The following is a 14,558-nucleotide window of genomic DNA, read 5'->3' as shown; positions in this document are numbered from 1 at the left end:
TATGGCCTTGGTCACAAATCACTCCTTCTGTCCGCCCGAACGGCGGTCCGATCTTGGACCACCCCGGACTTACACAGATGGAATGACACGCCCGGGCTACAACAGCCAGATCGTGTGCTCCAATGACCATCTCGTAATCGGCGTGCATGTGTCCCAAGACGCCAACGACACGAACTGCTTCACACCGGCGTTGGCCGCAGCCAGCACTCAGACCCAGACGCTGGGCAAGACAATCGGACTGGCCTTGGCCGATGCCGGCTACTTCAGTGAAGACAACCTCACCAGCGAGGACCCGCCCCGGCTGATCGCCCCCGGCAAAGGCCGCGAGGTCCACGACAAAACCAACCGCCACCCGACCGATGGGCCGCCCCCACCGGATCTGTCGCCACTGGATGCAATGCGCCACAAGATGCGCCAACCCGAGAACGCGAAAGCCTACAAACGCCGCTCAGCCACCGTCGAACCAGTCATCGGACATCTCAAAGACCAAATCGGCTTACGCCGCTTTGCCCGCCGAGGCCTGCAAGCCGTCACCGCCGAACTGCACCTGGCCTCCGCGGTACTCAACCTCAACCGCTTGCACCACAAAGCCGTCGCCCTGGGGTGAACACCCCGATGGCCCGACACAGCACTCACCCGATCCCACCGGTCACCACTCACAAATCGCAACAGCCACCGGACGCGTGCGATCTACCCGTTAGTGCGCGTGCGCGATCGCGTCACGATCGCACGCGGGTGAACCGGTGCAGCAGCCACGCCAGCGGGACCGTCATCACGAAGGTGACGAGGAACAGCATGACGATCGAACCGGTGTAGATCGGATAGTGCAGCACCTCGACCATCGCCAGTTCCATCGTGATCAGGTGGATCAGAAAGATTTCGTAGGAGATCTCGCCGAGGAACACCATCGGCCGGCTCGACAGCACACGCGCGTAGATGCCGCGATCCCCCAGCGCCAGCGGCGCCACCGCCAGCGTCGCGATCACCGCGTAGAAGAACGCCTTCACCAACGCCTCGCGCAACTCGGCGGGCGAGGTGGTCGGTTCCCCGGCGATGGGCGTGGATGCGATGAAATAGCACGCCACCGCCAGCGGTATGCACGCCAGGCCGTAGGCCCGGACCCCCAGCGGTTGCAGCGCCGCCAGCAGCATCCCGCCGATGAACCAGGCGAGGTACGACGGCAGCCACAGCCGCGCGCCGTCGGGCAGGAAATCGGTGGTGTGCACGAGGACCAGCCATGCGGGTGTGATCAGCGCCAGGGCGGACAGTCCGCCGATCAGCAGGCCCGGACGCCACCGTCGTCGACACAAAACCACCAGCAGCAACCACGCGAGCAGCGGCAGCACTGCGTAGAACGCAACCTCCACCGCCAGGCTCCACATCTGGGTGAGGCCTTGATGCAGATACGAGTACAGGTAGTTGTCGGTGTAGATCTGAGTGTGAGTCAGGTTGCGCAGCAACCCCTCCCAGGTGTGCCCGGGGTTCGGGCCCGCGGTGCGGAAGTGGTAAACGACGTACGCCGCCAGCACGGTGACCACGTAAGCCGGCATGATCCGTCGCACCCGGCGCCAGGCGTACCGGCGCGTCGACGGCGGGGGCGTCCCCGCGTACGCGGCCTTCACCCACGGCGAGAACAACAGAAATCCGCTGAGCACGAAGAAGATCGGCACGCCGATCTCGGCGCGGGAGTACACCAGACCGACATAGCCCTGCGGGTACTTGCCCGTCGTGTACGCGGCGTGGGTCAACATCACCAACAGGGCGGCGACGGCGCGGATACCGGTGAGCGAGGAGACTCGTTCGGCCCTGCTGACGGATTCCAATCCGCCCTGCGCGTCCAAGCCGCGCGACAGCGTCATCTCTGCTTGTGCCGGCCCTTGTCCGGCCGTCGGTCGGGCTGCAGGTTGATCTTCACCCCCGAGATACGGGTGTTCTCGAGGGCTTTGAGTGTTTTCCTGGGCAGATCGGCGGGCAGCTCCACCAACGAGAAATCCGGGCGGATGGTGATGTGGCCGAAGTCGCTGCGGTGCAGACCACCTTCGTTGGCGATGGCGCCGACAATGTGACCGGGCCCGACCTTGTGCCGCTTGCCCACCGAGATGCGGTAGGTGGCCAGGCCTTCGCGTGGTTTGCGGTCGGGCTTGTCGCGGCGGGGACGCTCGTCACGTTCGCGCCGTTTCTCCGGTGGCGGTTCGACCATGAAGAACTCGTCACCGCCGTGCGCCTGGGTGGCCAGCGCCGCCGCGATGTCGGCGATCGGCACGTCGTGCTCGCGTTCGTAGTCCTCGATGATGTTGCGGAAGACGTCGACGCCCGGAGCGCTGAGCGCTTCGGTGATCGAGTCGCGGAACTTCGCCACCCGCTGGGCGTTGACGTCCTCGACCGTGGGCAGTTCCGCCTCGACCAGCTTGGACCGGGTGGCCTTCTCGATGGCCTTGAGCAGGTGGCGCTCGCGCGGGGTGACGAACAGCAACGCCGACCCGGACCGGCCCGCCCGGCCCGTGCGACCGATGCGGTGCACATAGGACTCGGTGTCGTTGGGGATGTCGTAGTTCAGGACGTGGGAGATGCGTTCGACGTCCAGTCCGCGTGCGGCGACATCCGTCGCGATCAGGATGTCGATTCTGCCGTCCTTCAATGCGGCAATGGTGCGCTCGCGCTGCGCCTGCGGGATGTCTCCGTTGATCGCCGCCGCGGCGAAGCCTCTGGCCTTGAGCCGCTCGGCGACCTCTTCGGTGGCTTGTTTGGTGCGGACGAACACGATCATCGCGTCGCCCTCCTCCACCTCGAGCACACGCGTCAGCGCATCCATCTTGCGGTGGCCCGACACCTGGATGTAGCGCTGCGAAATGTTCTCGGCGGTGGCGGTTTTCGCCTTGACCGTGACCTCGACCGGATCGTGCAGGTATTTCTTGGTGATCTTGCGGATCGCCGGCGGCATGGTCGCCGAGAACAACGCGACCTGCTTGAACTCGGGGGTGTCGGCCAGGATGCGCTCGACGTCCTCGGCGAAGCCCATCTGCAACATCTCGTCGGCCTCGTCGAGTACGAGGTAGTCGAGCCGCGACAGGTCCAGGCGGCCCTTCTCGAGGTGGTCGATCACCCGACCCGGTGTGCCGACGACGACCTGGGCCCCGCGTTTGAGTCCGGCCAACTGCGGACCGTAGGACGAGCCGCCGTAGATCGGCAGCACGTTGACCTCCGGCAAGTGGGCGCCGTAGCGGCCGAACGCCTCGGCCACCTGCAGCGCCAGTTCGCGCGTCGGCGCCAGGACCAGCGCCTGGGTCGCCCGGCTGGCGGTGTCGATCTTCGACAGGATCGGGATCGCGAACGCGGCGGTCTTGCCGGTGCCGGTCTGGGCCAGGCCCACCACGTCGGAACCCGCCATCATGGCCGGGATGGTGGCGGCCTGGATCGCCGAGGGCGTCTCGTAGCCGACGTCGACGACGGCCCGCAGCACCGAAGGGTGAATCTGCAGGTCGTCGAAGGTCAGGTCGCCGGTCGAGCCGTCGGGGCTCGCATCCGACTCGGCGGAGGTCATCGGCGTCGAGTCTAGTGCCAGCGAGCGGCCCGATTCGCCACGCGGTGTGTCGGCGCGACCTGGTCGACGCGATTTGCAAGGGTGGCTCAGGTGATGTGCACGGTTCGACTCAACGGCCCCTTCGGCTCGGTGGCGGCGCTCTCGGCGGTGCTGGTGGTCGCCGTCGGGTGCGGAGCCAGCGACTCCACCGTCTCCAAGACGCCCGACGCCATGCCCGCTTCGGCACCGGCGCCGGCCGCACCGCCGCCCTCGGCCGCTCCCCCCGCCGCCGCGTCCGGTGCACCGGCGGCCGACCCCTGCGCGGTCAACCTCGCCGCCCCGGAGATCACCAGGGCGGTGGCCGAGCTGCCGCGCGACCCCCGCAGCGACCAGGGCTGGAATCCGGAGCCGATCGCAGGCAACTACAACGAGTGCGCGCAGTTGTCGGTCGTCATCGTCAAGGCCAACACCAACGCCACCAACCCCAACACGCGGGCGGTGATGTTCCACCTCGGCAAGTTCATTCCGAGCGGGGCGCCCGACACCTACGGGTTCAACGGCGTGGACACGTCGGAGAGCACGGGCGACACGGTCGCGCTGCGCTACTCGAACGGCGTGCCCGGCCTCGACAGCGTGGTGAGGTTCCGCTGGAACGGAAACGGCGTCGAGCTGATCGGCAACACCGGCTGACGGATCCGCCGAACGTGGGTTACCCGCACACCTTTCGCGGCGGCGACGTGTATCGAGCCCACACTCGGCGGGCTATAGCCGAGCAATTTGCGCGTTGAGCCGAACCGTGTCCGAATGCGGCCAACCTCTCTCCTGCATCGCGTCCCGTACGCGAGCGAGAAAGATATGCGAGCGATAGCGCAAGTGATCGCGACTGATCCGGATGATCAGCCAGCCTTGACCCGCCAGTTCGGCCAGCCGGTCGATGTCGCGTGCATGCTGTATCGGATCGTCCCAGTGTTGCGGACCGTCGTATTCGACGCCGACCTTGTATTCCTCCCAGCCCATGTCGACGCGGCCGACGAAGGAGCCATACTCGTCAGCGACGACAATCTGTGTCTGCGGCCTCGGAAACCCGGCTGCGATCAGGAGTAGGCGTGTGCGGGTTTCCTGCGGTGACTCGGCGCCGCCGTCCATCAGCTCCACAACCCGCCGCAACTGCACCACACTGCGTGCGCCGCGATGGTTTTCGGCGAGACGGGCGACGTCGACCGGCTTGAGACCAGTGACGTTCGCCAACGCATCGACCGCGATGATCGCCCTCTCGAGCCCTTTCCTCCGCCCGAGGTCGAATGCTGTCCGCGCCGGAGTGGTGACCGGCATTCCGCGCACGATGCCGACTTCGTCATCACGCAGCTTCGCCCTATGGATGACGATTCCGTCGACATCACATGCCTCGACGCGAATCAGTTCGGCGGGCAGGTCCTCGTCGATCCAGCGAGACCCATGTAAGGCCGCTGCGGATGATCCGGCGAGGGTGGCGTTTCGCCCGGACCACAACCAGGCGGCCGCCGCTCGTCTGTCGGGTGTCAACGTCGCACCCTTCGGCAGGTAGACATTCCGATAGATCATGTCGTGGCGGCTGACCAACGTCCGCCTTGTCACCACTCCAGCGGCCAGCGCTTCAGTGCCGATGAACGGCGATGCATTCGTATCCATGCGGTCACTGTCGGTACGCGGTCTCTCGCAAACGGTCGATGCGGGCCGGCGAACGGCGGTCCTGTGGATACGCGGGGCGTTGGGGACGAAGGAGTGTGGCGTCGGGGCCGCGTCGAGTGTGGGCTCGTGTCACGCGCGGGCTGCGTCGAGTGTGGGCTCGTGTCACGCGCCGGCCGCGTCGAGTGTGCGGGTAACCCACGTTCGGCGGAGCGGGGAGGTGTCGCCCGGGTCACATACAGTGGCAGCGTGTTCGTGGCCTCCGACGGCGCCGAAACCCGCGTCGTATACAGCGCATCCGATCTTGCAGCGGCCGCCCGTTGCGAGTACGCGTTGCTGCGCGCCTTCGACGCCAAGCTCGGGCGGGGCCCCGCGGTCGCGAGCGAAGACGAGCTGTTGGCCAGGACGGCCCAGCTCGGCGACGAGCATGAGAAGCGGCACCTCGATCTGCTGCGCGACCGCACCGACGTCGCGATCATCGGCAGGCCCCCGTACACGATCGACGGGCTGACCGCCGCCGCCGAGCAGACGCGCCGCGCTGTCGAGCGTCGCGCAGAAGTGATCTACCAGGCCGCGATGTTCGACGGCCGGTTCGTCGGCTTCGCCGACTTCCTGATCTTGGAGCGCGACGCCGAAGGTGAGCGATATCGATTGCGCGACACCAAGCTCGCGCGCTCGGTGAAAGTCGAGGCGCTGCTGCAGTTGGCGGCCTACGCCGAAACGCTCACCGCCGCGGGCGTTCCGGTTGCCGATGAGGTCGAGCTCATCCTCGGCGACGGCGCCACCGCGAGCTACCGCATCGACGAGCTGCTCCCGGTCTACCGGCCCCGGCGCGACGACCTGCAGCGGTTGCTCGACGACCACTTCGCCTCGGGCGCACCGGTCGACTGGGCCGACGAGACCGTGCGGGCCTGTTTCCGCTGTCCCGAATGCGAAGCCCAGGTTCGGGCCGGCGACGACCTGCTGCTGGTCGCGAACATGCGGGTGAGCCAGCGGGCACGTCTGCTCGACGCGGGCATCACCACGGTCGCCGAACTCGCGCGACATGACGGTCCGGTGGCCGAGCTTTCGACGCGGGCGTTCACCGCGCTGCGGGACCAGGCCCGGTTGCAACTGGCCCCGCGGGTCGATGGCAAGCCGCCGTACCAGATCGTCGACCCCCAGCCGTTGACGCTGCTGCCCGATCCCGACAAGGGTGACCTGTTCTTCGACTTCGAAGGCGACCCCCTGTGGACGGCCGACGGGCACGAGTGGGGCCTGGAGTACATGTGGGGCGTGCTCGAAGTCGGCGGCGGTTTCCGCCCGCTGTGGGCGCATGACCGCGCGAGCGAGCGCAGGGCCCTCGTCGACTTCCTCAAGCTGGTGCGCCAGCGCCGCAAGAAGTACCCGAAGATGCACATCTACCACTACGCGGCGTACGAGAAGTCGGCGCTTCTCCGGCTGGCCGGCCGCTACGGTGTCGGCGAGGACGAGGTCGACGATCTGCTGCGCAGCGGCGTACTTGTCGACCTGTATCCGTTGGTGCGCAAGAGCATTCGGGTAGGCACGGAGAACTACAGCCTGAAGTCCCTCGAGCCGCTGTACATGGGCTCCGAGCTGCGTACCGGCGACGTCACCACCGCTACGGAGTCGATCACGATGTACGCGCGGTTCTGCGAACTGCGGGCCGAAGGTCGCCACGACGAAGCCGACAACATGCTCAAGAAGATCGAGGACTACAACCGCTACGACTGCCGATCGACACATCGTCTGCGCGACTGGCTGATCAAGATCGCGATCGAGTCCAGCGTTCCGCCGCTCGGACCCCAGCCCGTCACCCAGAGCATCGCGGTCGAGGACACCGATCACCTGGCGCGCACGCTGATGGACTTCGCCGGAGACGGTGTGGCGCAACGTAGTCCGGAACAGACGGCCGTGGCGTTGATGGCCGCCGCGCGCGGATATCACCGCCGCGAGGACAAACCGTTCTGGTGGGCGCATTTCGACCGGCTCAACAGCCCCGTCGACGAGTGGGGCGACACCAGCGACGTGTTCCTGGTCGACACCGACGGCGTGGTGGTCGTCAAGGACTGGCATCTACCGTCGACGCGCGCCCGCAAACAGCAGCGCTGGCTGGAACTGACCGGGGCGCTGGAGGGCGGCGGCATCAGCAAAGAGGTGTTCGCACTGTATGAGCCGCCTTCACCCGCGGGAATGGCCGACAATGCGGACCGGCGTGCCGCGGGTAACGCCGACGTCATCGAGGTCGACGACCCGAATGTCCCCACCCGGGTGGTGATCTGCGAACGCGAAACCTCTTCCGGGACGTTCACGCAGACGCCGTTCGCGCTCACGCCGCGAAACATCGTGCCGACCAAGAAATTACGCGAATCGATCGACGCCGCGGCCGCCGACGTCAGCGCCGCGTTACCGGATCTGCCGCGCACCGCGGTGGTCGACATCCTGCTGCGCCGGCCGCCGCGCACCCGCGGCGGTTCGCCCCTGCCCCACACCGGCGATGTCACCGCCGACATCACCGCCGCGGTGCTCGACCTGGACTCGTCGTATCTCGCGGTGCACGGCCCGCCCGGGACCGGTAAGACGTACACGGCCGCCCGGATCATCGCCACCCTGGTCAACGACCATCAGTGGCGCGTGGGTGTCGTAGCGCAGTCACATGCGGTGGTGGAGAACCTCTTTCGCGACCTGATCAAGGCCGGGGTGGACGCAGAGCGCATCGCCAAGAAGGACTGCCCCGACGACGTCGGCTGTCAGGCGATCGACAAGGACGAGTACGCGGCGTTCATCGCCGACCACGCCGGGTGTGTCATCGGCGGCACCGCATGGGATTTCGCCAACGACACGCGCGTTGAGGCCCGCAGCCTGAACCTGCTGGTGATCGAGGAGGCGGGCCAGTACTGCCTGGCCAACACCATCGCCGTGGCCAGGGCCGCCGACAACCTGATGCTGCTCGGCGACCCGCAGCAGCTGCCGCAGGTCAGTCAGGGCCACCATCCCGAGCCGGTCGACGCATCGGCGCTGGGCTGGCTGGTGCAGGAAAACCGCACGCTGCCCGAAGAATTCGGCTACTTTCTCGACCGCTCCCATCGGATGCACCCCGCGGTGTGCGCCCCGGTGTCCCGGCTGTCCTACGAGGGCAAGCTGAAGTCCGCGGAGGGCCGACCCGCCGCGCGGCGCCTCGCCGGCCAGGATCCCGGTGTGCGCGTGGTGTCCATCCCCCACGACGGCAACTCCACGAGCAGCCCCGAGGAGGCCCAAGCCATCGTCGCGGCGACGCTGACGCTGCTCGGCAGCGACTGGACCGACGAGCACGGCACCCGCGCATTGACCCAGAATGACGTCCTGGTCGTCGCCCCCTACAACGCGCAGGTTCTGCTGGTGCGCGACTACTTCGAGGCGGCCGGGCTGTCCGACGTCGCGGTCGGCACCGTGGACAAGTTCCAGGGCAGGCAGGCGCCGGTGGTGTTCATATCGATGACGGCATCCTCCATCGACGATGTGCCCCGGGGAATATCGTTTCTGCTCAACAGGAATCGACTCAACGTCGCGGTCAGCCGCGCGAAATACCTCAGCGTGATCGTCCGTTCGCAGGCGCTGACCGAGTATCTGCCGGGCACACCGGACCGCTTGATCGAGTTGGGCGCCTTCCTGTCGCTGGGGGAACCCGCGTGACGAGCTTGACCGACCGGCTGACCGAGATCGTCGGGAACGGCTACGTCAGCACCGATCCCGACGTGCTCGCCGCCCGGGCCGTCGACCACACCGGGCGGTACCGAGGCCGGGCCAGCGCCCTGGTGCGACCGCGGTCGGCCGACGAGGTCGCTTCGGTGCTGCGGGCATGCCGCGACGCCGAGGCGTACGTCACCGTGCAGGGTGGACGGACATCGCTGGTGGCCGGCACCGTTCCCGAACACGACGACGTGCTGCTGTCCACCGAGCGGCTGCGCGACATCGGCGACGTCGACGTCACCGAACGCCGAATCTCGGTGGGCGCCGGGGTCACTCTGGCCGAAGTGCAGCGGGCGGCCGGCGGGGCGGGGCTGGTGTTCGGCGTCGACCTCGCCGCGCGCGACACCGCGACCGTCGGGGGCATGGCGTCGACGAACGCCGGCGGACTGCGCACCGTCCGCTACGGCAACATGGGCGAGCAGGTGATCGGCTTGAACGTCGCGCTGCCCGACGGTTCGGTCGTGCACCGGCACAGCCGGGTGCGGATGGACAACACCGGCTACGACCTGGCGTCGCTGTTCGTCGGCGCGGAAGGCACTTTGGGCGTCATCACCGCGCTCGATCTCAGGCTGCACCCCACACCGCCTCACCGGGTGACCGCGATCTGCGGGTTCGCCGACCTCGATGCGCTCGTGACCGCCGGGCGGACCTTCCGCGACCTGGACGGTATCGCCGCGCTGGAGTTGATCGACGCGCGTGCCAGCGCGTTGACCGCCGAGCACGCCGGGGTGCCCGCGCCCGTCGACGGCGCCTGGCAACTGCTGATCGAACTGGCGGGCGACACCGACCAGACCGACCGGCTGGCCGAGGCAATCGAGGGCGCGGACCTGTGCGGCGAACCCGCCGTCGGCGTCGACACCGCCGCACAGCAGCGACTCTGGCAGGTGCGCGAGGCCGTCGCCGAAGTGCTCGGCGTGTACGGCCCGCCGCTGAAATTCGATGTCTCGCTCCCGCTTTCGGCCATTGCACAGTTCGCCGCAGATGCCGCCCAACTCGTCGCCGACCATGCGCCCGAGGCAATCCCGGTGCTGTTCGGTCATGTGGGCGAGGGCAACCTGCACCTGAACCTCGTGCGGTGCACGCTGGACAGCCACGCCGAACGCGCCCTGTACGAAGCGATGATGGACCTCATCGCCCGCCTGGGCGGCAACGTCAGCAGCGAGCACGGCGTCGGCACCCGCAAACGCCCGTACCTCGGAATGTCGCGCACCGACGCCGACATCGCGGCCATGCGAACAGTGAAGGCGGCCTTCGACCCGGCCGGCTACCTCAATCCCGCGGTGCTGTTCGACTAGCTTCCGTCGTCAGTCGTGGTCGTCGCGCGCATGCCTGCCACTGGAACCGAACCGCCCCGGGTTCGACCGCTCGTGGCGGTCGGGGTGGTCGGGGTGGTCGGGGTGGTCGCGGTCCCCATTGTGCGGATAGGCCCCGTCATCGGGCCGCGGTGAGTCCAGCCACGTGAGCCGCTGCTCGGTGTCGACGTGTAATCCGTTGTGCGACAATCCGATCGGATCGTTGGCGGGTTTGGCCGGTGGTGCCGGCGGAATGTCGGCGAGCAGTTGGTCGAGTATGGCGCGCCACGAGTCGTCGGCCTGCTCGGTGGGGCGCTCCTCACGCGCGGACAGCGGCTCGGTCGCCGGCTCGCGCTCGGCACGCACCCACGACGCGGCGCCGTCGTTCCAGTCGATGGTGTACTCGACGTAGTCGTCATCGTCGTCGACGAACGGCTCGTCGTCGTCGGGTGCGACGGTGGCGGCGTGCTCGAGCGGGCGACGCGGGTAGCCGAGCAGGAACATCGCGGCCAGGACACCGAACAGTGCGACGAATGCCGGCAACAGCAACGCTTGCGACATGGCGGCCGCGAACGGCGTGTGCAGGAACGACGGCAACTGCGTCGCACCCGCATCACCCCCCTGGGCCGGATCGGAAGCCCACGACGGCATCTCGGAGTTGACCTGCCACGCCATGAACGCCGCCATGCTGGCGCTGCCCAGCACCGCCCCGACCTGGCGGGTGGTGTTGTAGACACCCGAACCCGCCCCCGCCAACCGCGGCGGCAGGTTGCGGGTCGCGGTCGCGGCCAGCGGGGACCAGATGAACGCCATGCCGATCCCCGTAGCGGTCAGCGGCAACACCAGCCGCCAGATCGGAGTGGCGGGCGTCATCTCCAGTGACAGCCAGGTCATCGCGATCGCCAGGACGGAGAACCCGAACCCGACCACCGGGCGCGGGTGCCACCGGTCGACGATCCGTCCGACGACGGGCGCGAGCACACCGGTGGCGATTGCCATCGGCGCGGTCAGCAGTGCCGACTGCGTCGGCGACAACCCGCACACCGCCTGTGCGTAGAACATGACCGGCACGATCATTCCGGTCACGACGAATCCGATCGTCGCGACACCGAACGTCGACAGCGAGAAGTCGCGGTCGCGGAAGATCTCCAGCGGCAGCAGCGGGTCGTTGCGGTTGGCCGCCTGCCAGAACAGGAACGCGGCCACCACCCCGGTGCCCAGCGCCATCAGACCCCAGACCCAGTGGGTCCACCGGTTGGCCTGCCCCTCCTGCAGGGCGAACACGATGAGGAACAGCCCGACCGCGGACAGGATCACCCCCGGCACATCGAGCCGCTGCCGCTGCCTCGGCAGTTCGGGCACCAGCCGCAGCGCCAACGCCACGCCCACCACGCCGATCGGCACGTTGACGAAGAAGATCCACTGCCACCCGAGGGCGTCGACCAGGATCCCGCCGGCCAACGGACCGACCAGCGTCGCGACGCCGGCCGTCGCGCCCCAGACGCTCATCGCCATGCCGCGCCGCTCGGCGGGGAAGATGCGGGTGACCGTGGACAGCGTCTGCGGCGTCAGCAGCGCCGCGCCCACGCCCTGCACGACCCGCGCGGCGATCAGCATCCCGATCGTGTCGGACAGCCCGCACCACAGCGAGGCGACGGTGAACACCGTCAGGCCCAGAAGGTAGAGGTTCTTCGGGCCGAACCGGTCGCCGAGGCGGCCCGCGACCAGCAACGGCACCGCGTATGCGAGCAGGTAGGCGCTGGTGACCCACAGGACGGCGTCGTAGCTGGCGCCGAACCTGGCCATGATCGACGGGTTGGCGACGGCGACGATCGTCGCGTCCACCAAGATCATGAAGAAGCCGACCATCATCGCCCACAGCGCATGCCACGGGTTCGTTGAGGCGTTCTGCCTGGTGAAGAGGGTTGACAACATTCTGGGTCGACTAGCACTCGGCGATGCTGCCGACGCTACGGAGCGTGGTCGATCCCGACAAGGCGGGACCACGCGCTGCGAAGCGTCAGGCCGGCTCGGGCACGACGTCGGCGGTGACATCGCGTTCGGAGTCGTCCGCGCGTTCGGCCGCCACACCGACGGCCATGAGCGCGAGCAACGCGATCACCATACCCACCGTCATCACCGCGGCCAGAGCGAACTCGTCGTTGCCGAGCGCACCGACCAGCGGGGCGATCGCGGCACCCAGACCGAACTGCGCGGCACCGAGCAGAGCCGCCGCGGTGCCCGCGGCGTCGGGGTGCCGGGTCAGCGCCAGCGCCGGCGCGTTCGGTATGACGAAGCCGACGGCCGCCAGGACGATCCATACCGGGACGACGAATCCGGCCACCCCGCCGACGTCGGCGACCGTGATCCCGACGAAGACCGCACCGCCGAGCGAGGCCACGGTCAGGGCCCACAACACGATGGTCTGCGGCCGCAACCGGCGCAGTAGCACGACGTTGAACTGCGTGGCCCCGATCAGTGCGATCGCACCGGCGGCGAAGACCAGCGCGAAGGCCTGCTGATCCAGACCGTAGCGACCCTGCAGGACGAACGGCGCGGCCGAGATGTAGGCGAACAGCCCCGACATGCCCAGCGCCGCGACCAGAACCAACACCACGAACCTGGTATCGCGCAGCAACTCCAGGTACGTCGCGGCGATGCCGCGCACCTTCAGCGGGCGGCGATGTGCGACGGGCAGCGTCTCGGGCAGGGCCGTCGCCGCAACCACCAGCAACACCCCCGCCATCAGCACCAGCGCGGCGAACACCCAGTGCCAGGAGGCCTTCAGCAGCACCGCTGCGCCCAGCGACGGAGCCAGCACGGGCGCGACGCCGAGCACCAGCATCAGCCGTGACATCACCGTGGCGGCCACCGACCCGGTGAACAGATCGCCGACGACGGCGACCGCCACCACCGAGGCCGCTGCGGCACCCATCCCCTGTAGCGCCCGAGCCAACCCGAGCACCTCGATGTTGGAGGCGAACATGCACATCAGCGAGGCGACCATGTGCAGCACGATTCCGGCGATCAGCGGCCGGCGGCGGCCCAGTGAATCGGAGAGCGGCCCGACGACCAGCTGACCGAGCGCCAGCCCGGCCAGTGTCCCGGTCAACGTCAGCTGCGCGATCGACGAGGACACCCCGAGCTCCTCGGCGATCCTCGGCAACGCGGGCAGGTACATGTCGATGGTCAGCGGGCCCAAGGCCACCATGACACCCAGTACGACGATCATCCGGATGCGGCTCGGAGTCGTGCCCTCCTGGAACGGGGTCGGGGCAGTCGTCGGATCCACAGCGGTTGATGGTGCCATGGGAATGGTTAGCGTCGCTTCTCATTATTTTCTTCCCGGTCCGGCCGAAGGTGAGCGCGATCACGGCCGGGGCACTCACCGCCGCCGTCGTTCGTTGGCCGAAGCGATAGCCTGAAACGAGTCGTTCGGACAGGAGGCCCCATGAGTGCCCGGTCGAAGGCCAAGAGCCAGTCACCGGCGGTCAGCGAAGGCTCCGCCGAGGATCCGAGCGTCGCCGCCAAGGCGCTCTCCCGCATCATCGAGCGCGGGTCGCGCGTGCAGGCTCCCGCGGTCAAGGCCTACGTCGACCGGCTGCGCGAACAGGACCCGCACGCGACGCCGGCCGATGTGATCACCAAACTCGAGAAGCGCTACCTGAGCGCGGTGATGGCCAGCGGCGCCGCCGTCGGATCGGCCGCGGCGTTTCCCGGTATCGGGACGCTGACCGCGATGGCGTCGGTGGCCGGTGAGACGGTCGTCTTCCTGGAGGCGACGGCGTTGTACGTGTTGGCCGTGGCCGAGGTGCACGGAATTCCGGCCGAGCATCAGGAGCGGCGTCGCGCGCTGGTGCTGGCCGTGTTGGTCGGCGAGGACAGTAAGCGTGCGATCGCCGACCTGATGGGCAGGGGCCGCACTCGGGGCGCCTGGGTCGCCGACGGGGCGGCCACCCTGCCGCTGCCCGCGCTGTCGCAACTGAATTCGCGGCTGCTGAGGTATTTCGTGAAGCGCTACACCCTCAAGCGGGGCGCGCTCGCGTTCGGCAAGACGTTGCCGGTCGGCGTCGGCGCGGTCGTCGGCGGTGTCGGGAACCGCCTGATGGGCAAGCGAATCATCAGCAACGCGCGCAGCGCGTTCGGCACCCCGCCACCGCGGTGGCCGACCGTGCTGCACGTGCTGCCCGCGCCCAAGGACTGACGGCGCGTGCCCGGGAAGGTCGTTGTCGTGGTCTGGCCGATGCTTCGGCGCTAGCCTTTAGTCGGCGGAATGCGGGTAATCCGTACAGAACCTGGCGAGCGTTCAGATGCGCTCGCGTGAAGCGAAGAATCGAGGCGAGTAGCTACCG

10 protein-coding genes are annotated in these 14,558 nt (G+C 68.1%); 5 read left to right on the top strand and 5 right to left on the bottom strand.

What is annotated here, in order from left to right; translation table 11 throughout:
* Positions 1 to 82 precede the first annotated feature (82 nt).
* Positions 83 to 607 carry a transposase gene (locus tag RMCN_RS02580; protein ID WP_067387051.1) on the top strand — a complete coding sequence of 175 codons (525 nt, stop codon included), beginning with the start codon at positions 83 to 85 and terminating at the stop codon, positions 605 to 607.
* A 112-nt stretch (positions 608 to 719) separates the two neighbouring features.
* Here the strand turns inward: RMCN_RS02580 and RMCN_RS02575 are convergent, their stop codons facing one another.
* A complete protein-coding gene (locus RMCN_RS02575) occupies positions 720 to 1,859 on the bottom strand; it encodes an acyltransferase family protein (RefSeq protein ID WP_067387049.1) in 1,140 nt (379 codons plus the stop codon).
* On the bottom strand, positions 1,856 to 3,541 hold the full coding sequence (locus tag RMCN_RS02570) for a DEAD/DEAH box helicase (protein ID WP_064413520.1): 1,686 nt from the start codon (positions 3,539 to 3,541) through the stop codon (positions 1,856 to 1,858). The genes RMCN_RS02575 and RMCN_RS02570 overlap by 4 nt, the downstream gene beginning before the upstream one ends.
* Before the next feature lie 93 nt (positions 3,542 to 3,634).
* Between RMCN_RS02570 and RMCN_RS02565 the strand changes: the two genes are divergently transcribed.
* Positions 3,635 to 4,210: an LppP/LprE family lipoprotein gene (locus tag RMCN_RS02565; protein WP_067387063.1), complete on the top strand. Its 576-nt coding sequence runs from the start codon at positions 3,635 to 3,637 to the stop codon at positions 4,208 to 4,210.
* Positions 4,211 to 4,282: 72 nt separating this feature from the next.
* Here RMCN_RS02565 and RMCN_RS02560 read toward each other — a convergent pair whose 3' ends face one another.
* The gene (locus RMCN_RS02560) at positions 4,283 to 5,188 is read right to left on the bottom strand and encodes a type IV toxin-antitoxin system AbiEi family antitoxin (protein ID WP_067387048.1); all 906 of its coding nucleotides are present in this window, start codon (positions 5,186 to 5,188) and stop codon (positions 4,283 to 4,285) included.
* Between the two features lie 246 nt (positions 5,189 to 5,434).
* Between RMCN_RS02560 and RMCN_RS02555 the strand changes: the two genes are divergently transcribed.
* The gene (locus RMCN_RS02555) at positions 5,435 to 8,857 is read left to right on the top strand and encodes a TM0106 family RecB-like putative nuclease (protein ID WP_067387046.1); all 3,423 of its coding nucleotides are present in this window, start codon (positions 5,435 to 5,437) and stop codon (positions 8,855 to 8,857) included.
* A gap of 5 nt (positions 8,858 to 8,862) precedes the next feature.
* Entirely contained in the window at positions 8,863 to 10,209 is a 1,347-nt protein-coding gene (locus RMCN_RS02550) for an FAD-binding oxidoreductase (RefSeq protein WP_201028786.1), read from the top strand.
* Positions 10,210 to 10,218: 9 nt separating this feature from the next.
* Here the strand turns inward: RMCN_RS02550 and RMCN_RS02545 are convergent, their stop codons facing one another.
* Together RMCN_RS02545 and RMCN_RS02540 are read right to left on the bottom strand one after the other, a co-directional pair.
* On the bottom strand, positions 10,219 to 12,141 hold the full coding sequence (locus RMCN_RS02545) for an MFS transporter (protein ID WP_084377051.1): 1,923 nt from the start codon (positions 12,139 to 12,141) through the stop codon (positions 10,219 to 10,221).
* A gap of 85 nt (positions 12,142 to 12,226) precedes the next feature.
* A complete protein-coding gene (locus tag RMCN_RS02540; protein ID WP_067387042.1) occupies positions 12,227 to 13,516 on the bottom strand; it encodes a multidrug effflux MFS transporter in 1,290 nt (429 codons plus the stop codon).
* Positions 13,517 to 13,657: 141 nt separating this feature from the next.
* Here RMCN_RS02540 and RMCN_RS02535 point away from each other — a divergent pair, with 141 nt between their 5' ends.
* Positions 13,658 to 14,410 carry a hypothetical protein gene (locus tag RMCN_RS02535; RefSeq protein WP_064413514.1) on the top strand — a complete coding sequence of 251 codons (753 nt, stop codon included), beginning with the start codon at positions 13,658 to 13,660 and terminating at the stop codon, positions 14,408 to 14,410.
* Positions 14,411 to 14,558: the final 148 nt, after the last annotated feature.

Source organism: Mycolicibacterium novocastrense (assembly GCF_001570485.1).
Classification (GTDB): Bacteria; Actinomycetota; Actinomycetes; order Mycobacteriales; family Mycobacteriaceae; genus Mycobacterium; species Mycobacterium novocastrense.
This window is presented reverse-complemented; position numbering and strand designations above follow the sequence as displayed.